The sequence below is a fragment of the Acinetobacter sp. ANC_7504 genome (assembly GCF_056779995.1).
In genome coordinates this window covers 46,618-65,420 of sequence record NZ_JBWYIZ010000005.1, presented here as the reverse complement: position 1 = coordinate 65,420, position 18,803 = coordinate 46,618, and the positions used below count along the sequence as shown (strand labels likewise).

Annotated in this window: 16 protein-coding genes and 2 pseudogenes; 10 read left to right on the top strand and 8 right to left on the bottom strand. The window is 40.5% G+C overall.

Going from position 1 to position 18,803, the window contains the following annotated elements; genetic code table 11:
• Window positions 1-25: 25 nt before the first annotated feature.
• Together gluQRS and AC1M9F_RS07480 are read left to right on the top strand one after the other, a co-directional pair.
• A complete protein-coding gene (gene gluQRS / locus AC1M9F_RS07485) occupies window positions 26-889 on the top strand; it encodes a tRNA glutamyl-Q(34) synthetase GluQRS (protein ID WP_265734071.1) in 864 nt (287 codons plus the stop codon).
• 79 nt (window positions 890-968) lie between these two features.
• A complete protein-coding gene (locus AC1M9F_RS07480; RefSeq protein ID WP_481597453.1) occupies window positions 969-1,223 on the top strand; it encodes a zinc-ribbon domain-containing protein in 255 nt (84 codons plus the stop codon).
• 16 nt (window positions 1,224-1,239) lie between these two features.
• Here the strand turns inward: AC1M9F_RS07480 and ftsW are convergent, their stop codons facing one another.
• The 5 genes from ftsW to AC1M9F_RS07455 form a co-directional block, all read right to left on the bottom strand.
• On the bottom strand, window positions 1,240-2,436 hold the full coding sequence (ftsW, locus tag AC1M9F_RS07475; RefSeq protein ID WP_035263915.1) for a putative lipid II flippase FtsW: 1,197 nt from the start codon (window positions 2,434-2,436) through the stop codon (window positions 1,240-1,242).
• A 10-nt stretch (window positions 2,437-2,446) separates the two neighbouring features.
• Entirely contained in the window at window positions 2,447-3,802 is a 1,356-nt protein-coding gene (murD, locus tag AC1M9F_RS07470; protein WP_481591487.1) for a UDP-N-acetylmuramoyl-L-alanine--D-glutamate ligase, read from the bottom strand.
• Between the two features lie 150 nt (window positions 3,803-3,952).
• Window positions 3,953-4,201, bottom strand: coding sequence for a DUF6587 family protein (locus AC1M9F_RS07465; protein ID WP_481597452.1), 249 nt, complete (start codon window positions 4,199-4,201; stop codon window positions 3,953-3,955).
• Window positions 4,202-4,225: 24 nt separating this feature from the next.
• Window positions 4,226-6,082 (bottom strand): ferrous iron transporter B, encoded by a 1,857-nt coding sequence (feoB, locus tag AC1M9F_RS07460; protein WP_481597451.1) that lies wholly within the window; start codon window positions 6,080-6,082, stop codon window positions 4,226-4,228.
• Window positions 6,079-6,330 carry a FeoA family protein gene (locus tag AC1M9F_RS07455; protein ID WP_481591514.1) on the bottom strand — a complete coding sequence of 84 codons (252 nt, stop codon included), beginning with the start codon at window positions 6,328-6,330 and terminating at the stop codon, window positions 6,079-6,081. Before AC1M9F_RS07455 ends, feoB begins: the two co-directional genes overlap by 4 nt.
• Before the next feature lie 170 nt (window positions 6,331-6,500).
• Here AC1M9F_RS07455 and xerD point away from each other — a divergent pair, with 170 nt between their 5' ends.
• The 4 genes from xerD to thrC all read left to right on the top strand — a co-directional run bounded on the left by xerD (window position 6,501) and on the right by thrC (window position 10,972).
• The gene (xerD, locus tag AC1M9F_RS07450) at window positions 6,501-7,418 is read left to right on the top strand and encodes a site-specific tyrosine recombinase XerD (RefSeq protein WP_481597450.1); all 918 of its coding nucleotides are present in this window, start codon (window positions 6,501-6,503) and stop codon (window positions 7,416-7,418) included.
• A 109-nt stretch (window positions 7,419-7,527) separates the two neighbouring features.
• Window positions 7,528-8,343 carry a DsbC family protein gene (locus AC1M9F_RS07445; protein WP_481597449.1) on the top strand — a complete coding sequence of 272 codons (816 nt, stop codon included), beginning with the start codon at window positions 7,528-7,530 and terminating at the stop codon, window positions 8,341-8,343.
• Window positions 8,344-8,467: 124 nt separating this feature from the next.
• Window positions 8,468-9,772, top strand: coding sequence for a homoserine dehydrogenase (locus AC1M9F_RS07440; protein WP_035263907.1), 1,305 nt, complete (start codon window positions 8,468-8,470; stop codon window positions 9,770-9,772).
• Window positions 9,773-9,832: 60 nt separating this feature from the next.
• Window positions 9,833-10,972: a threonine synthase gene (gene thrC, locus AC1M9F_RS07435; RefSeq protein ID WP_092767330.1), complete on the top strand. Its 1,140-nt coding sequence runs from the start codon at window positions 9,833-9,835 to the stop codon at window positions 10,970-10,972.
• 48 nt (window positions 10,973-11,020) lie between these two features.
• Here thrC and AC1M9F_RS07430 read toward each other — a convergent pair whose 3' ends face one another.
• Window positions 11,021-12,082, bottom strand: a complete 1,062-nt coding sequence (locus tag AC1M9F_RS07430; RefSeq protein ID WP_481597448.1) for a serine hydrolase — start codon at window positions 12,080-12,082, stop codon at window positions 11,021-11,023.
• Between the two features lie 217 nt (window positions 12,083-12,299).
• Here AC1M9F_RS07430 and gacA point away from each other — a divergent pair, with 217 nt between their 5' ends.
• The 4 genes and pseudogenes from gacA to AC1M9F_RS07410 all read left to right on the top strand — a co-directional run.
• Entirely contained in the window at window positions 12,300-12,935 is a 636-nt protein-coding gene (gene gacA / locus AC1M9F_RS07425; protein WP_092767334.1) for a response regulator transcription factor GacA, read from the top strand.
• Window positions 12,936-12,953: 18 nt separating this feature from the next.
• On the top strand, window positions 12,954-14,525 hold the full coding sequence (locus tag AC1M9F_RS07420; RefSeq protein WP_481597447.1) for an ATP-binding protein: 1,572 nt from the start codon (window positions 12,954-12,956) through the stop codon (window positions 14,523-14,525).
• A 17-nt stretch (window positions 14,526-14,542) separates the two neighbouring features.
• Window positions 14,543-15,671 (top strand): annotated as a pseudogene (locus tag AC1M9F_RS07415) (sigma-54-dependent transcriptional regulator); the annotation flags it as partial.
• A 107-nt stretch (window positions 15,672-15,778) separates the two neighbouring features.
• Window positions 15,779-15,958, top strand: a pseudogene (locus tag AC1M9F_RS07410) (helix-turn-helix domain-containing protein); the annotation flags it as partial.
• A gap of 28 nt (window positions 15,959-15,986) precedes the next feature.
• Here AC1M9F_RS07410 and AC1M9F_RS07405 read toward each other — a convergent pair.
• Together AC1M9F_RS07405 and gpmI are read right to left on the bottom strand one after the other, a co-directional pair.
• Window positions 15,987-17,162 carry a S41 family peptidase gene (locus AC1M9F_RS07405; RefSeq protein WP_228143113.1) on the bottom strand — a complete coding sequence of 392 codons (1,176 nt, stop codon included), beginning with the start codon at window positions 17,160-17,162 and terminating at the stop codon, window positions 15,987-15,989.
• Between the two features lie 19 nt (window positions 17,163-17,181).
• Entirely contained in the window at window positions 17,182-18,726 is a 1,545-nt protein-coding gene (gene gpmI / locus AC1M9F_RS07400) for a 2,3-bisphosphoglycerate-independent phosphoglycerate mutase (RefSeq protein WP_035263895.1), read from the bottom strand.
• Window positions 18,727-18,803 lie beyond the last annotated feature (77 nt).

Genomic DNA, 18,803 nt, shown 5'->3' with positions numbered 1-18,803 from the left:
TTTGATAAAGGAGGGGGACAACAGGATGGCTTATGTGGGCCGGTTTGCGCCATCGCCAACCGGCCCTCTTCATTTTGGATCACTCATTACAGCTGTTGCAAGCTATTGTGAAGCAAGATCTCATGCAGGCAAATGGGTTGTACGAATTGAAGATACAGACATCCCTCGCATATATCCTGGTAGTGAAGAACATATCTTGTCATGTATTGAAGCTTTCGGTTTCGAGTTTGATGACGAAATTATCTTTCAAAAAGACCGTTTAAACATCTATGAATCTGTCTTAAACGATCTTCAGCAACGTGACCTCACCTATGCCTGCCAATGTACACGAAAAATCTTAGGCTCTAATCATATCTATAGCGGTACTTGCCGCGATTTAAAACTACCACACGATCAACAAGCCATTCGGGTTAAAACATCAAACGAGTTGATTTGTTTTGAGGATCTTTTACAAGGTCAGCATTGCTCTAATTTGACCAATGAATTAGGAGATTTTGTTCTTAAACGTCGCGACGGTATTATTAATTATCAGCTCGCCGTGGTTGTGGATGATTATCTACAAGGAATGACTCATGTTGTGCGTGGTGCTGATTTGCTGGATAACACTGAACGACAAATTTGGTTAGGGCGATTATTGGGCTACCCTGAACTTCAGTATATGCATTTGCCCCTAGCAATGAATAAAGATGGTACAAAGCTTTCTAAGCAAAATTTAGCTGTAGCACTTGATCTCACCCAAGCCCCCCAGCTCTTGAACAAAGCTATTCACGCATTAGGACAAGATCCAGTTGATCTAGATCAACCAAATCGTATGCTTCTACAGGCAATTCAACAATGGGATCGTAAGAAAATTCCAGTTGGCACCACCATACAAGGTGTTTTTGAATAGTGTCCATACAGAATCATGCTTGTTATTCAGCTGAAAATGTTTTTGAATTCCATTTAGATAGATTAATCAGGAGTTCATTATGTTTTTTATTTTTGGGTTAGGACCTAAAACCATCAAAACGGAAAAGGGGCAATTTCTATGCCCAGTCTGTCGTACATATAGCAATTATGAAATTAAACAACAACGCAATTATTTTTCTTTATTTTTTATTCCATTGATTCCACTATCAAAACCCAAATCTGGTCAAGTCACCTGTTTAAACTGTGGCACACATATGCCAACGATGGTGTTGCAGCAAAATAGTACCCCACCATCATCAGATTTGAATGCTTAAGATACAATCGTGTATTTTAAAAGCTAGATACTTCCTTGGCCTGATTCTTTTCTTGGGTTGTTGCTTCAATTTTCAGCATTAAACTGACCATGACAGCACACATAATCAGAGATGAACCACCATAACTAATAAATGGTAAAGTTAAACCTTTAGTTGGGAGCAGCCCCATATTCATGCCAGCATTTACCATAATTTGCAGAACAAAAATAATGCTAATCCCGTAAGCCAAATAACCCGCTCTCAAAAATTGATGCTGAATGGCACGATGCCCTATTCGAATACACGCACCCACCATAAGAAATGACAGTGCGAGAACAACCGTAATGCCCATGAAACCGAACTCTTCTGCCAAAATAGCCAACATAAAGTCCGTATGCGCCTCAGGGAGATAAGACATTTTTTGAATACTATGGCCTAAGCCTACCCCTAACCATTCACCACGTCCAAAGGCCATAAGCGCATTTGAAAGCTGATAACCAGAACCTAAAGGATCTGCCCATGGATTGGTAAAAGACATTAAACGCTCGAAACGATAAGGCTCGAACACAACCAGCACTACAAATGCCATGATAATGGCACCCAATGCAATACCAAACTGGATTAGTGGCGCACCTGCAAGAAAGAACACCCCTAACATCGTTAAGGCAACCACTACCGTTGCACCTAAGTCAGGTTCAGCAATAATCAAACCAACTGTACATAGCATTACTGTTGCTAATCGTGCCAGCCCTTTCACATTATTCCGCACTTCTTCTGCCCGACGGACAACATAATCTGCAGTAAAAATAGCCATCATCACTTTCGCAGCTTCAGTAGGCTGAAAGGTAAATCCTGCGATTCGAATCCAACGCGTCGAACCGTTCACTTCCGAACCGACTAATAACACCGCGACAAGCAATGCCATAGTCATCATCCATAACGGAAATGTGTTATTAAACCAGGTATTTAACGAAACACGATAAACCAAAATTGCTGCGACAAACGCAACCACGATGGATATGGCATGGCGGATGACATAGTGGAATGGATTTTCATGCAATCTTTCTGCGTAAGGCATAGAAGCTGAACCAACCATCACCGTTCCAATACAGAGCAGTGCAATCACACAAAAAATTAGAACATTCCTTGATGTAATTTCACTTGGAATACGTGGTAACCAACGTTGGTAAATTTTATTCACTTTATCAATCGTTGTCTGAGCTGACTCAGCCATATCTTCGTCCTTATTGTTCTTCGTGCAGCGCATTCACACAAGCAACAAATTGATGTCCGCGTTGTGGATAGCCAGTAAACATATCAAAACTTGCACATGCCGGCGAAAGCAATACCACATCATGTTGCTGTGTATTTGCTTGACATAATTTTACTGCTTCTTCTAATGATGTAGCGTGAAGAATTGTGGTTGTGCCTTGAATTGCTTGTTCAATCACTGGCGCATCTTCACCAATGAGTACCGCGAGTTTTGCAAATTCCGTTAATGATTTTCTTAAAGCAGTAAAATCTTGCCCTTTACCTTGACCACCTAAAATGATGGCAACTTTAGCTTTCTGTACTGCGATCGCCGCACCTAAGCCGTCTAATGCTGCTAAGGTTGCCCCAATATTTGTACCTTTTGAGTCGTTATAATAACGAACACCTTGCACTTCTTTGACAAATTCGCAGCGATGTTCCAACCCCTTGAAGGTTTTCAAAGTTTCCAGCATGACCTCTAATGGTAGACCTATCGCTTCACCTAAAGCTAAACACGCAAGTGCATTTGCGACATTGTGTGTCCCTTGAATATACATCTCAGAACTTTTCAATAAACGTTCACGCCCCCTTGCTAACCACATCGTGCCATCAGTATCTCTGAGTACACCATACTGATTCATATCTGGTGCATTGAGCCCAAAACTCTGCATTGGCGTTGCATCAGGTACTAAAGGACGTGTCAAAGAGTCATCCCGATTGAAGACCACTTTCTTGACACCTTGAAAAATACGATGTTTGGCAGTGTGATATCCCATCATATCGCCATGACGATCGAGATGGTCTTCGCTCATATTTAAGACGACAGCAACTTCAGCATTTAAGTTCGATGTAGTTTCTAATTGGAAACTGGATAGTTCTAAGATATATAGCTCTGGATCATCTTTGGTTAAATCTAAGGCTGGACGTCCTAAATTCCCCCCTACAGCGACTTTTTTGCCTGCATATTTCGCCATTAAGCCGATCAAGGTGGTCACTGTACTTTTTGCATTAGAACCTGTTATTGCAACAATAGGCTTTTCAGTCGCACGTCGTAAAATTTGAATTTCACTGACAACAGGAATGCCTTGTGCAAGTGCTGTTTGAATCACTGGCAGTTTAGGATCAAGCCCTGGACTGATAATAATTTCCTCAGCAGACAACAACATTTCTTCGTCAAATTTCCCAAAGCTAGTTTGGACTTCAGGTGGAATTTGATCATGTCCAGGTGGAGAGGTCCTCGAATCTGTTACTGCAACGTGATAGCCTTTTTCATGTAGAAAATTTACCGCAGCAACACCCGAAATTCCGAGTCCTGCGACAACTTTTAATCCACCACGCTGTATTAACATTTCTGCCCCATATTTTAGTCTAATTAGAAACTGCCGAAATGTTAGCACTTTGCTGCTTTGAATGCTTTTTTTGATTTCATAATCTTGACATTATTTTGTGTCCATGCGTAAAAAAACCGCCAATTTAGGCGGTTTTTTTATTGAAGTAAACTACTTCCATTTCACAGCTTGAGGGTTTAACTTGGGTGTTTCCTTGTCTGAAACAGGACAAGCGCAATTTCCGCCACATCCAGCATTCATTTTGGGTTTAAGCCACTTTGATAGTTCCTTCCACCCTTTTCTTTCCGTAGCATCTGACAGTTTCATAAAGACTGAATTTGACGTCTGTGGAAAAACCTTTTTGAATACGACCAATGCACTCCAAAGGACCAATGCCGTAATAATTAGAATTTCAATCATCTCAGTCTCCTCAACTCTTCAGATTTAAGCTAACACGCTGGTCGCGACTTGATAGGTCAAGAACGACATAAAGTACGCTAAACCAAATAAATAGACGGTCATAAAGCCAACTGTCTTCCAAGAACCTGTTTCGCGTCTCACTGTCGCTAATGTCGCCAAACAATGTGGTGCATAAATGAACCAGACTAAAAGTGATAATCCTGTTGCTAAAGACCAGCCCAAATCCCCACCACTACTAATCAGTGATGCCAAGCCTTCCGACATCGCATCCTCATCAACAGCAGACAAAGCATACACCGTGCCTAAAGCAGCAACGACAACTTCACGCGCAGCCATGGCTGGAATTAAGGCAATACAAATCTGCCAATTAAAGCCTAATGGCGCAAAGATTGGTTGCATCAAATGACCTAACATCCCCGCAAATGAATAATCAATCGCAGGTAATGTTGCACCCTCAGGTGGTTGTGGGAATGTGCACAAGAACCATAATAAAATAGAAAGCGCAAAGATGATTCCACCGACTCGCTTTAAAAAGATTTTTGCTCGATCAAGCAAACCAATCCACACATTTTTCAAATCTGGAAAACGATAGCTTGGAAGTTCCATCAATAGCATATGTTGAGATTTATCTTTTTGAAAAAACTTCAACACAAACGATACGATCAGTGCACTCACAATCCCTGCCATATATAGACCGAATAGCACTAAACCTTGAAGGTTAAATAGTCCCCAAACCGTTTGAGAAGGCACAAAAGCTGCAATCAACAACGCATAAACGGGTAAACGAGCTGAACAAGTCATCAATGGTGCAACAAAGATCGTGGTCAAACGGTCTCTTGGATCACTAATAGTCCTTGATGCCATGATTCCAGGAATTGCACACGCAAAACTCGACAGTAATGGAATAAATGCACGTCCCGAAAGACCTGCTTTATACATCAACTTATCAAGTAAGAATGCCGCTCGGGGTAAATAACCTGATTCTTCAAGCACCAAGATAAAGAAGAATAAGATGAGAATCTGAGGCAAAAAGACAACTACACCACCAGCACCCGCGATAATTCCATCAACCACTAAACTATTGAGTAATGGATGGGCAATATTCTCGCCAACAACTTCACCCAACCAGCCAAAGAACGTCTCAATACCATCCATGAAGGGTGCCGCCCAAGCAAAAACTGCTTGGAAAATGACGAACATCATCACCGCTAAACTGAATAGACCAAATACAGGGTGCAGAAAGATTTTATCGAGAAAAACTGAACGTTTATCATCAAATTCAACAAATTGAACGGCATCTTTGACAATCGCTTCAACTTTGTCGTGATCAGATCCTTTCAAACCTGTCAGCTCAGTTTGAGGAACAGCATATTTGCCATGATCTAGCGCATTCATCAGGTTTTCAATACCTGAGCGACGTACAGCAACCGTTTCTACAACTGGAATGCCTAAGCGCTCAGAAAGCTTCTGGGTATTGATTTGCATTCCACGACGGCGAGCTTCATCCATCATGTTAAGCACGAGTAGCATTGGACGACCCAATTGGATCAACTCCAAAACTAAACCAAGGTGCAACTTCAGATTGGTTGCATCTACAACGCATAAAAATGCATCTTGACGACCTTCTTCCGCAATTTTCCCATAAACAACATCACGGGTGATTTCTTCATCTGGACTAGTTGCGTCTAAACTATACGTTCCTGGCAAGTCTAAAACACGAACCGCTTTACCTGAGTTTAGCGTGAAATGACCAATTTTTCGCTCAACGGTTACACCTGCATAGTTACCTACTTTTTGGCGTGTTCCAGTCAAATGATTGAATAATGAAGTTTTACCACAGTTAGGATTACCAACAAGGGCAACACGCAACGCATCGCTCATGCCGACACTCCTTCTATTTCAATTTTTTCTGCTTCATTTTTTCTTAAGGCAAAGCGAGTAAAACCCACTTGAATGAGAATTGGTTCGCCACCAAACAGTCCTTTCGTAATGACTTGTACTTTAGTTCCGGCAACAAATCCTAGCGTTTCTAAACGACTTGCCACCATGTCTGTAGAAGTACCATCTACAGTGCGATGCACTTGCGTAATGATGGCAGATTGTTTGACTTTCAAATCAGATAAACGCACCGTACCTAACCCTAAAAAATTTTGAACAGTATACATACAAATGAGAATTATTACCGCACTCTCATCAAGAATGATTCGCATCTTCTTATAACACATCGACTTGCATAGAAAATTACACTACATTAGATAATCTCAATTAAATCAATCGAATTTCTCAATCGAATATCCCTATGATTAATAAGAAACCTCGAATTCCTACCCCCATTCAAATTCCAGAACAACTTTCGTTCTTACACGGATTTCGGGATTATTTAATCGCTCAGTCTGTTAGTCCGCACACCCGAAATGCTTATCTCACAGATTTAGTCCAATGCAGTACTCTGTTAACCAGCCCCATAACCTTATGGTCACATGATGATATTTCAGATGTACTGATTGAGCTCACCAAACAAGGGAAAAGTCCTCGATCAATTGCTCGCACTTTATCGGCACTTCGGTCTTTCTATAAATTTTTAAGAGAGCAAAATTTAAGAACAGATAATCCTATAGCCGCACATAAAACACCCAAGTTAGGACGAGCGTTACCTAAAGATTTATCTGAGCAAGATGTTGAATCACTCATTCAAGCACCAGATACAAACACAGCGTTAGGCTTGCGTGATCGCACGATGTTTGAAGTCCTTTATGCTTGTGGTTTACGCGTGAGCGAACTGATTAATTTAAGAATAGATCACATCAATCTCAATCAGGGTTTTTTGCGAATTTTGGGCAAAGGAAATAAAGAGCGTTTAGTTCCTTTGGGGCAAATTGCTGTGGAATGGATTGAAAAATACTTAGCAGAAGCTCGCCCCCAACTCCATAAAAGTGCTACAGATTACTTATTCCTGACCCAACATGGCGGGATTATGAGCCGTCAAAACTTTTGGTATGCCATCAAACGTTATGCCCTCCAAGCAGGTATAGCTACAGAGCTATCCCCCCATACATTAAGACATGCTTTTGCAACTCACCTGCTCAATCATGGTGCAGATCTCCGAGTGGTACAAATGCTCCTCGGGCATAGTGATTTATCGACAACACAAATTTATACGCATGTTGCACAAATTCGCATGCAACAACTTCATGCTCAGCATCATCCCCGTGGCTAAGTCATCGATCTGAATTTTGTAGCACTGAGCTATAATTTACGATTTGAGAATATTTTTTGTTATGCTTAGCGCAGTAAAAATAATGCTGAAAACTTTAAAAGGGTTGTTTATGTTATTTACCCGTTCGAAAATTTTATTCGCTTCTACCCTTGCAACGACGCTTTTTATGAGTGCATGTTCCAAATCTGAAGACACGCAAAAATCTGATGGTACTTTAACGGCAACTGCACCAGCAACGGGCCAAGCATCAAATTTAACTGAGCGAAATGCGCAACAACGCTTGATTCAAAAGTTAGAGAAAAATTTTAAAACTGCCAATATCAATGCCAAAATTATCGAGATTAAACCAACCGAAGTACCAAATCTTTACTGGGTCAATTTAGAGGGTATGACTGCGGTATACACTACTGCAGATGGTCAATATATTTTCCAGGGTGATTTACTACGTTTAGGCAATAAAAAAGTTGAAGATATTGGACAATCCTTCCAGTCGGCATTGAGTAAAGGGTTACTGAGCCAGTTAAAAGCTGAAGATCTCATTATTTATCCAGCTAAATCTAAAACCAAACATATCGTTTACGTATTTACAGATATCAGCTGCCCTTACTGCCATAAATTGCATGAACATATGGATGAAATCAATTCCAAAGGAATTGAAGTTCGTTATATCGCATGGCCACGTGGAGAACAATATTTCCCAGCAATGGAAAGTGTCTGGTGTAGTAAAGATCGTAGAACCGCATTTGATCAAGCTATTGCAGGTCAACAATTGGACAATGCCAACTGTGAAAATCCTGTTAAAGATCAGTACCAAATGGGTTTAAAAATGGGTGTAAATGGAACGCCTGCAATTTACAGCTCAGAAGGTGTTTATCTTGGTGGATACATGACAGCAGATGAAATACTACGTAGCTTAAATAACTAATATTTATGAGATAAATTACTGCTTTTTATACATCAATATTTAACTCGATTGACCCTAGAGTCTGCCTCTTTTTTTAGCTATGATCTAGGTTCAATAAAATTTTACATATTTTTTGGAGTGTGACGTGAAACCAGTTCGTCTGGCAATACTCGGTCTAGGAACCGTAGGTGGTGGTGCCCTTAAACTATTACAAGAAAACGCTGCTGAAATTAGACGTCGCACCGGTCGTGAAATTCAAATTACTTATGTGGGTACTCGTCGCCCTCGCCCAGATTTAAATCTTCCAGACTCAGTTAAACAAAGTGCCGACCTTCTTGATATCGTTCGTCAACCTGATGTTGATGTTGTTGTTGAAGTCATGGGCGGTATTCACCCTGCTTATGAAGTCATCAAAGAAGCAATTGTTCATGGCAAACAAGTTGTCACTGCCAATAAGGCGCTTTTAGCTGAACATGGTAACGAATTATTTAAACTTGCTGAAGACAATGCTGTGCAGATCGCCTATGAAGCAGCTGTTGCTGGCGGTATTCCAATTATCAAAGTAATTCGTGAAGGCTTAGCTGCCAATAAAATCGAGTGGCTTGCAGGCATCATTAATGGTACAGGCAACTTTATCCTAAGTGAAATGCGTGAAAAAGGACGTGCTTTTGCTGACGTTTTGAAAGAAGCGCAAGAACTTGGCTACGCTGAAGCAGATCCAACCTTTGATGTAGAAGGGATTGATGCTGCTCACAAGTTAACCATTCTTGCATCTTGTGCATTTGGTATTCCACTTCAATTTGATAAAGTTTTTACTGAAGGAATTGGTAAAGTTACTGCTCAAGATGTGAAGTATGCTGAAGATCTTGGCTTCCGTATTAAGCATTTAGGTATTGCACGTCGTGCAGAAAAAGGCATTGAACTACGTGTTCACCCAACGCTCATTCCAGATGACCAGTTGATCGCAAATGTAAACGGCGTTAAAAATGCTGTTCTCGTACAAGCGAACGCAGTCGGCCCAACTTTATATTATGGTGCTGGTGCTGGTGCTGGTCCAACTGCTTCTGCCGTAGTCGCTGACGTTGTCGATATCGTTCGTGACATTTCTTATACTGAAGACGGTGCTGGAACTATTCCACAATTAGCATTTGAAGCACTCACAGACTTACCAATTCTAAGTCGTGAAGAAATGACAACTGGTTACTACATCCGTATTAATGCTGAAGATCAAACAGGCGTACTTGCTGAAGTTACTACGATCTTGAGTCGTGCAGGAATCAGTATTGATGCCATTATGCAGCAACCTCGCTTAAAAGACCTTATTCCTATCGTGATTCTGACAGATCCTATTGTTGAATCAAAAATGGATGAAGCGCTTTCACAAATTCAAGCATTACCCGTCATCCATGGCGAAATTGTACGAATTCGTTTAGAATCGCTTGATAATTAATCATCTCGGGTAGAGGGTACTGCTGCCCTCTCCAGCTCTACACACAATTGGAACATCATCATGTCTAATGCCAATCGTTACACTGGTTTAGTTGACCGTTATCGCGACCGTTTACCAGTGTCTGCAACTACTCGTGCAATCTCCCTAGGCGAAGGTAATACACCACTGATTAAGCTTGCGAATATTCCACGTTTAATTGGCAAAAATGTTGAAATTTATGTGAAGTACGAAGGCTTAAACCCGACTGGTTCATTTAAAGACCGTGGTATGACCATGGCAGTCACTAAAGCGGTTGAAGAAGGGTCTAAAGCGATTATCTGTGCATCTACAGGTAATACTTCTGCTGCCGCTGCCGCTTATGCTGCGCGCGCTGGTATTAAAGCATTCGTTTTGATTCCAGAAGGCAAAATTGCAATGGGTAAAATGGCTCAAGCAATGATGTATGGTGCGATCACAATGCAAATTCGTGGTAACTTCGATGACGGTATGCGCCTTGTTAAAGAAGTTGCTGACCAAGCCCCTGTAACTATCGTAAACTCAATCAACCCTTACCGTTTACAAGGCCAAAAAACGATTGCATACGAAATCGTTGATGAATTAGGTCGTGCACCTGACTATCACTGCTTACCAGTAGGCAACGCAGGTAACATCACTGCACACTGGATGGGTTATACAGAAGCTGTTGCAAACCAACCTGCGGATCAATTTGAGCAAGTAATTTATGATGCTGAAACTGATCAATTCACTGGTCCTAAACCTGAAGGTTTACCGACGATGGTTGGCTATCAAGCTTCTGGCGCAGCACCATTCTTACGTGGTGCACCTGTTCAAAACCCTGAAACTGTTGCAACAGCAATCCGTATTGGTAACCCACAAAGCTGGAACCATGCGAAAGCGGTAGTACGTGACTCTCAAGGTTGGTTTGATGAATTAACAGATGCTGAAATCTTAGAAGCTCAACGTTTGCTTTCTATGTATGAAGGTGTATTTGTTGAGCCAGCTTCTGCAGCTTCGATTGGTGGTGCAATCCGCGATATTAAAGCGGGCAAAATTGCTGAAGGTTCAGTCATTGTTTGTACTGTAACAGGTAATGGTCTTAAAGATCCTGATACTGCTATCAAACAGTGTTCTGATGCAGTCATGCTTTCAATTGATGCAACGATGGATCAAGTACGCGATTCAATTTTGTCTAATATGTAAGATTGCATGATAAAAAACCCTGCAGATGCAGGGTTTTTTATTTATGGTCTAGATCGCACGTGGTAACTGACTGGTCCAACGCATTAAGCGAACAGCATCATCATTACGAGCTTGAGTATTGCTTGCCCCTAAAAGCACAACTACAGCTGGGCGATTATTCAAAGTCGTATGCATCACCACACAACGCCCAGCCTCATTAATAAATCCCGTCTTTGAAATGTTAATATTCCAGCCACCGTTACGAACGAGAGAGTTCGTATTGTTCGATTTCAACACACGATAACCGAGGTTAAAATCATAGGTTGGCGTCGTAGAAAATTGACGAATAAGACCGTACTGTGATGCGGTACTCACCAAGATGCCCAAGTCCCGCGCAGAAGCAACATTGCGAGGATCTAGACCTGTAGACTCAGTAAATTTAGATGAATGCATCCCTAAGGCACGTGCTTTATTATTCATAGCAGAGACGAAAGCCGCACGACCTCCTGGATATGTTCGAGCCAAAGCCGCAGCTGCAGGGTTTTCAGACTTCATCAAAGCAAATAATAAGGCTTCAGCACGATTCATTGTGTCACCTACACGCAATGTCGAGCTTGAGTTTTTACCACCCGCACCTGCAAAATCAATACTTTGCAGCGTAATATTTTCAGACATATTTAATTGTGCATCTGCAATCACTACAGCTGTCATTAACTTTGTAACAGACGCAATCGGTAGAGCAGTATTCGTGTTCTTACTAAATAAGACCTCACCTGTATTTGCATCCATGACCAATGCTGCACGCGCGTTCACTGAAGGTTGATTACTATAGCGACTATTATCAAGAATCTGAGTAGTTGGTGATGTTGAGGTCGCAGGGCCTGTAGATTTACGAATTGTTGTTGTAATTGTGGTCGTTGCTTGAGGTGTATACTCTTCTGATGAGGAAGTAGAAGCTTTGACACTATCATTATTTAAGAATTGGCTCGCATCTTCAGATGACCAACTGATATTCGCCTGCCCCGGTGCAGAATTAGCATGATTAATTAATTCTGCAAAGCTCAATGAGCTCATAGAGAGTAGTACTGATGTAGTCAGCACATGCATTAGCGTTAATTTCTGTTTTTTCACGATAACTTACTCATCTTACGGAGGCATTTTGCATCATTGCTAATCACCTCAAATATGACTTACATTTAGGTACAAACGTGATTAATATTAAACCACGTGATTATGCACAGTATTTTAGTAAAGATTAGGAATAGCATTGCTATTTTTGTTAGTCCAATGCAAGCAATTTTTGCATCATGTAACAAAAAAGTAAGAATAGATTTCAGAGGAGGTGTTTGTGATCACGGTATTAGTGGTAGATGACCATGAGTTAGTTCGTACAGGTATTTGTCGTATGCTTGAAGATCAAGCAGATATTCAAGTCATTGGTCAAGCAGAGTCCGGTGAAGAAGCCATTAGTCTTGTTCGTCAACACCACCCTAATGTCGTCTTGCTTGATGTGAATATGCCTGGTATCGGTGGCGTAGAAACCACTCGCCGTTTATTACAAACAGCACCTGATACCAAAGTTCTTGCCGTCAGTGGCCTAGCGGAAGAACCCTATCCATCACTACTGTTAAAAGCGGGGGCTCGTGGTTACATCACGAAGGGAGCTCCGATCACAGAAATGGTTCGTGCAATTAATAAAGTCATGCAAGGTGGTAAATACTTCAGTGCAGATATTGCTGAACAGCTTGCGAGTTCTTATTTATCTGATACACAAACTTCTCCTTTCGATGCACTTTCTGAACGTGAAATGCAAGTCGCGATGATGGTTGTGAATTGTATTAGTGCCCAAGAAATTTCAGACAAACTCTTTGTTAGCGTAAAAACAGTGAATACCTACCGCTATCGTATATTTGAAAAATTAGGAATCGATAGTGATGTCAAACTGACGCATTTGGCAATTCGTTATGGTTTGATTAAGCCTTAATTTGATCTGAGTATTCCAATGACGTCTGCTGCTTCAATTTCTATTTACCAAACGATCTACCGTCTTGGAACACTATATTCAAGTTATCGTGTCATTATCGCCTTAAGCTTAACACTCATATTCCTACTGACGATTGATTCTGAACGTTATTTTTATCAATATGAATCAATCTATTTTTACGCTTTACTCCTTTATGTTGCAAGTAGCATCGTACAAACGATCGTTTTAAAATACTTACCACAAGCTATTTATAAACAAATTATCACCTTATTTGCAGTTGACCTGCTCTTTCTAAATACCCTTACTTTTGCACTCGGTGGTCCCAATATCGCAATTGGGTTATTGTTTGTCATTTCCGTCTTTGCAGCAAACTTTTTACTCAGTAAAAACCAAGCCTTATTCATCACATTAGTCGCGGTGATTGGGGTCGTATATCAGCAGTTTTTTGGCAGTTTATTCTCCATTGAAAGTCTAAATAATATTGGTGACAGTGCCTTTCTTGCTTTTTTATTTTTTGTGGTTCATGGCATTGGTCAAGTATCAATACAACGGTTTCAAGTACTCGAATCCGTCAATACACATCAAGCCAATGAACTCTTTAAACTACAAAATATTAATCGCTATATTCTTGAGCAAATCGAAGTCGGTTATCTGGTCTTAGATGATCACTGTAAAATTATCGTCTGCAATCCTGCTGCATATTCCTTACTTGGTATTTCGCCCCTGTACGCTCATGAACAATATAATCTTGCCAACTTCCAACCAGATCTCTATGAAATTCTAAAAAACACATTGGTTGCTCATGGAGAGCGCTTTCAGTTTGAATCTCATCAATCATCCTATACAGTTGATATTCGTGTTCAAAAACTGGTTACGCCTCAACAAGCGCTCACGCTATTAATTTTGGAAGATGCGCAAAAACTTAATCAGAAAGTTCAACAAATGAAATTAGCTTCTCTTGGTCAATTATCAGCCAGTATTGCACATGAAATACGTAATCCTTTAGCAGCAATCGTACAAGCCAATGAACTTAATGATGATTCGGATGAAGAACAAAAACGTATGCTCAATCAAATGATTGCTAAGCAAGCAAAACGTATTGATAAAATCATCAAAGACACATTGGATATGGCAAAGAATAAAAAAACTGCCGGTGTACTGATTCATTTTGAGCAGTTTATGCATGATCTTATTCAACAAGATTTAGCAGATATCAGTTCTCATATCCAATTACAGCTTGAAGCCAATATTGAAGTTTATTTTGATGAAATCCAACTGCGACAAGTTCTGATTAATTTAATTCGCAATGCTATTCGTCATAATGATCCGACCGCAGAGTACATTTTTGTCAGAAGCAGTTGTTCAGAAAATCAAATTTTTATTGATGTTATCGATTTTGGCAAAGGCATCCAACAACATGATTTATCTCAATTATTTCAACCATTTTTTAGTACTGAAACCAATGGAACTGGTTTAGGATTATATTTATCACAAAGTATTTGTGAAGCTAACCAAGCAAAATTGAGTTATATCGAGCAAGAACAGCAAGGTGCATGTTTTCGTATTACATGCCATAAGACAGACGTTTAGATGGATAAGATCAGGTTATGGTAAAGCAACAACCTTTAGTACTTTTAGTCGATGATGAACCTGATTTATGTATGTTGATGCAAATGACCCTTTCTCGGATGGGCATTAAAACGCATATGGCACATCATTTGAAACAAGCGCTACATTTTCTAAGCGAATATAAATACGATGCGTGTATCACCGATTTCAATTTACCAGATGGCAATGGCATCGATTTAGTTAAATACGTCACCCAGCACTATCCGAAGACGCCCATCGCGGTACTGACCGCCTATGCCAATATGGAGTTGGCAATCTCCGCTTTAAAAGCAGGCGCTTTCGATTTCGTCAGTAAGCCCATTAATCAACAACATTTGCATCAATTGCTTAAGAAAGCATTACATACCCCTGCAGTGGATGATGATCTCAATCAGCTTCCACTTGAGGAACAACTGCTGATTGGTGTCTCAGAACAAACTCAACAGCTTCGTACAGCAATCAAAAAAATAGCTCGATCGCAAGCACCTGTCTTTATTACAGGTGAATCAGGGACTGGTAAAGAAATCGTTGCGAATCTTATTCATCAACTCAGTAATCGTCATGATCATGCCTTTGTCGCGATCAATTGTGGTGCGATGAATGAAGACCTGATGGAAAGTGAATTATTTGGTCATATCAAAGGCAGTTTTGTGGGTGCTGACCAAGACAAACAAGGGTTAATTCAAACAGCTGACGGTGGAACATTATTTTTAGACGAAATTGCAGAGCTTTCACTCGCCATGCAAGCTAAATTGCTGAGAGCAGTTCAAGAAAAGAAAATCCGTCCGATTGGCAGTGATAAAGAGCTTGATGTTGATTTTAGGATTGTCAGTGCAAGCCATCAAAATCTTGAGCAATTGGTTCAACAAGGCAAATTTAGACAAGATCTATTTTTTAGAATTCATGTGATGGATTTACGTCTTACCCCACTCCGCGATAGACCCAAAGATATTCCTGTTCTAGCTCAACATTTTATTGATAAAATCAGTAGTGAATGGCGTATTGAAGCCCCTCAACTGTCTCAAGAGGCGATACAATTCCTTAAACAACAACCATTTACAGGGAATGTACGCGAACTTAAAAATATCATCGAGCGTGCACTTACACTTTGCGATGATAAGCTCATAGCCGTCGAGCATGTTAAAAGCCCTTCATTAGGCTTAACATCCCAACCTTTAGCACAACAACCAAATAGTCAAATTGAAGCAACTACTGATTTAACGTCTCAAATACCCAAAGGTTTGCCCGAAGAGGGATTAGAACAATACCTTGAGAAAGTAGAAAAAGAAGTTTTAATTAATGCGTTAAACTCAACGCATTGGAACAGAACCCTAGCCGCCAAAAAATTAGGAATGACATTCCGCTCATTACGATATCGTTTAAAAAAATTTGGTTTAGATACTGAAGATGAATAACTTAGCATCACCCCGATATTGATGATATTTAACGGCTTCTTAACAACAAATCGGCTGCGTGTTGGAGGTAAACCTCCTCCTTCATATCCTGCGGCCAAGGATATTCGATATTAGGGGCTATGCCTTGCCCATCAATCTCGACACCATTCGGTGTTAAGTAATGAGATACTGTCATTTGTAGTGCCGCACCATTTTCAAGTGGAAAGAGTTTTTGCACAACACCTTTACCATAACTCTTTTCACCAATGATTACGGCGCGTTGATGATCTTTCATTGCTGCCGTAAATACTTCTGCTGCAGAAGCCGAACGTTGATTAATCAATACTCCGACTTTAAGCCCTGTAAATTCATGTCCTGGTAAAGCTTGGAATTGTTGATCACCTTCTGAACGGCTACGCGTAGATACAATCAAACCCTGATTTAAAAATAAATCTGCCGTTTCCACAGCAGAAGATAATAATCCACCCGGATTATTTCTTAGATCTATTAAAACAGCTTTGAGTTGTTGGCTATGATGCTCATCGATATAACGTTTTATTTCATTCGCAGTATCTTGCTGAAAAACTTTCACCTTTAATAGTAAAACTTGATTACTCAGCATATGTGCTTGTATATCGGCAACATCTAGTTTTTGATTTCTCACTAAAATAATTGGAGATGAGTTCGGTGATCTTTGTAAACTGATGGTTGATCCAATCGAGCCACTGAGCAAGTCTTTGACTTGATCTTGGTTTAGCAATCTAAGCTCTTGTCCATCAATTTTGTAAAGTGTAACGCCGTTGGCCAATCCTAATTTTGCCGAGTCACTATCGGGATCTAAATTTTCGATCTGCCATAAACCTCGTGAGGTATCAAAGCTAAGATCAAAATCGATACTCGCTAAATCCTCCTCGGTATATTTGAGGAGTTGGCGATAATCTTCTGGAGATAAATAGCGAGAGTAACGATCTAGCCCACTCACCAAACCTTGGATCGCTTGTAAAAATAACTGATCGTCAGTGACTTCAGTGACATAGTTTTCTTTTACTGTACCGTAAATCTGAACAAACTGCTGTATAGATTCAATCGGAACTTCTGAACTGTTAGATGACCAGTCTTCTTCTAAAGGATCAACTGCTGGACCCTTAGATCCAGCAGCGAAAGCATGAACCCCATTCAAACTTAAAGCTAGACCTAACATGAGTTTGAATAACAATGGATTCATACTGAATTCCTTCTTATTTTTAAACTAAAGTCACTAAATTGCGACCTTTCATTTCAGCAGGAACAGGCAACTGCATTAAATTCAATAATGTCGGTGCAACATCTGCAAGCACACCACCCTCTGCAATTTTCGCTTGAGTTGGACCTACATAAATAAATGGCACATGCTCAGTTGTATGTTGAGTATGGACTTGACCACTTTCATAGTCCTGCATTTGTTCAACATTACCGTGATCCGCAGTGATCAACATATGGCCTTTCTTCGCCATCACTGCATCATAGACGCGACCTAAGCTGACATCCACTGCTTCTACTGCTTTAACGGCAGCATCGAATACCCCTGTATGTCCAACCATATCGCCATTTGCATAGTTCACAACGAGTAAGTCAAATTCACCTGAATTAATTGCATTCACTAACTCATCAGTGACTTCATAAGCACTCATTTCTGGTTTTAAATCATAGGTTGCAACATTTGGTGATGGAATCAAAATACGTTTTTCACCTGGATACTCATCTTCACGACCACCACTGAAGAAGAAAGTCACATGGGCATATTTCTCAGTTTCCGCGATACGTAATTGAGTTTTACCTAAATTAGACAGGTATTCACCAATTGAATTGACCAACGGTTCTGGCATATATGCCACCGGCGCATTAATTGTCGCTTGATAGCGCGTTAACATGACAAATTTCGCAAGCTGAGGCACAACTTTACGCTCGAAACCATCGAAGCCTTGTTCAACAAATGCTTTTGTCAATTCGCGAGCACGATCTGCACGGAAATTCATAAAAACAACAGCATCACCATCTTGTACTGCGGCTACATCCCCAATACGTGTTGCTTTCACAAACTCATCTGACTCTTCAGCAGCATACGCTTGTTCGAGACCTTCCACAGCAGACTCAACTACGCGAACAGCCTCACCTTCTGTTAATAAACGATATGCTTGTTCGACACGATCCCAACGATTGTCACGATCCATTGCGAAATAACGACCGATCATCGTTGCGATTCGACCCTGACCTGGATATTGGGCAAATAATGCATCTAATTTCTCTAAAGATGGTTGTGCACTTTTTGGGGGAGTATCACGACCATCTAAGAAAGCATGTAAATAGACTTGAGCACCTCTTTTTAGTGCCAACTCTGCCATAGCAACAATATGGTCTTCATGAGAGTGAACACCACCTTCAGACAACAATCCAAAAATATGTACTGCTTTTTGATTTTCTTTTGCTTTTTCTACAGCATCAACCAATACTTCATGTTTATAGAAATCACCAGTACGGATATCTTTGGTAATACGAGTGAAATCTTGATACAACACGCGTCCAGCACCAAGATTCATATGACCAACTTCTGAATTCCCCATTTGGCCATCTGGAAGACCAACATCTTCACCTGAACCTGAAATCAGACCATGTGGATGATTCTGTTTCATTGCAGTTAAATTAGGTGTTTTCGCTGCAAGAAAAGCATTATCTTCGACCGCTTCACGATGACCCACACCATCCATAATGACTAAAACGTGAGGGATTTTGCCAGCAGTTGCATCCGTCATGATATACACTCTTTTCTGTTTACAAATTAATCAACGTATCTTAACGAATTTTTCATTAAGACTCTATCTGAACACGA

Excerpts from the sequence above, each read along its gene's own strand:
- gluQRS (WP_265734071.1), top strand. The coding sequence starts at position 26 with ATGGCTTATGTGGGCCGGTTTGCGCCATCGCCAACCGGCCCTCTTCAT.
- AC1M9F_RS07480 (WP_481597453.1), top strand. The coding sequence starts at position 969 with ATGTTTTTTATTTTTGGGTTAGGACCTAAAACCATCAAAACGGAAAAG.
- ftsW (WP_035263915.1), bottom strand. The coding sequence starts at position 2,436 with ATGGCTGAGTCAGCTCAGACAACGATTGATAAAGTGAATAAAATTTAC.
- murD (WP_481591487.1), bottom strand. The coding sequence starts at position 3,802 with ATGTTAATACAGCGTGGTGGATTAAAAGTTGTCGCAGGACTCGGAATT.
- AC1M9F_RS07465 (WP_481597452.1), bottom strand. The coding sequence starts at position 4,201 with ATGATTGAAATTCTAATTATTACGGCATTGGTCCTTTGGAGTGCATTG.
- feoB (WP_481597451.1), bottom strand. The coding sequence starts at position 6,082 with ATGAGCGATGCGTTGCGTGTTGCCCTTGTTGGTAATCCTAACTGTGGT.
- xerD (WP_481597450.1), top strand. The coding sequence starts at position 6,501 with ATGATTAATAAGAAACCTCGAATTCCTACCCCCATTCAAATTCCAGAA.
- AC1M9F_RS07445 (WP_481597449.1), top strand. The coding sequence starts at position 7,528 with ATGTTATTTACCCGTTCGAAAATTTTATTCGCTTCTACCCTTGCAACG.
- thrC (WP_092767330.1), top strand. The coding sequence starts at position 9,833 with ATGTCTAATGCCAATCGTTACACTGGTTTAGTTGACCGTTATCGCGAC.
- AC1M9F_RS07420 (WP_481597447.1), top strand. The coding sequence starts at position 12,954 with ATGACGTCTGCTGCTTCAATTTCTATTTACCAAACGATCTACCGTCTT.
- AC1M9F_RS07405 (WP_228143113.1), bottom strand. The coding sequence starts at position 17,162 with ATGAATCCATTGTTATTCAAACTCATGTTAGGTCTAGCTTTAAGTTTG.
- gpmI (WP_035263895.1), bottom strand. The coding sequence starts at position 18,726 with ATGACGGATGCAACTGCTGGCAAAATCCCTCACGTTTTAGTCATTATG.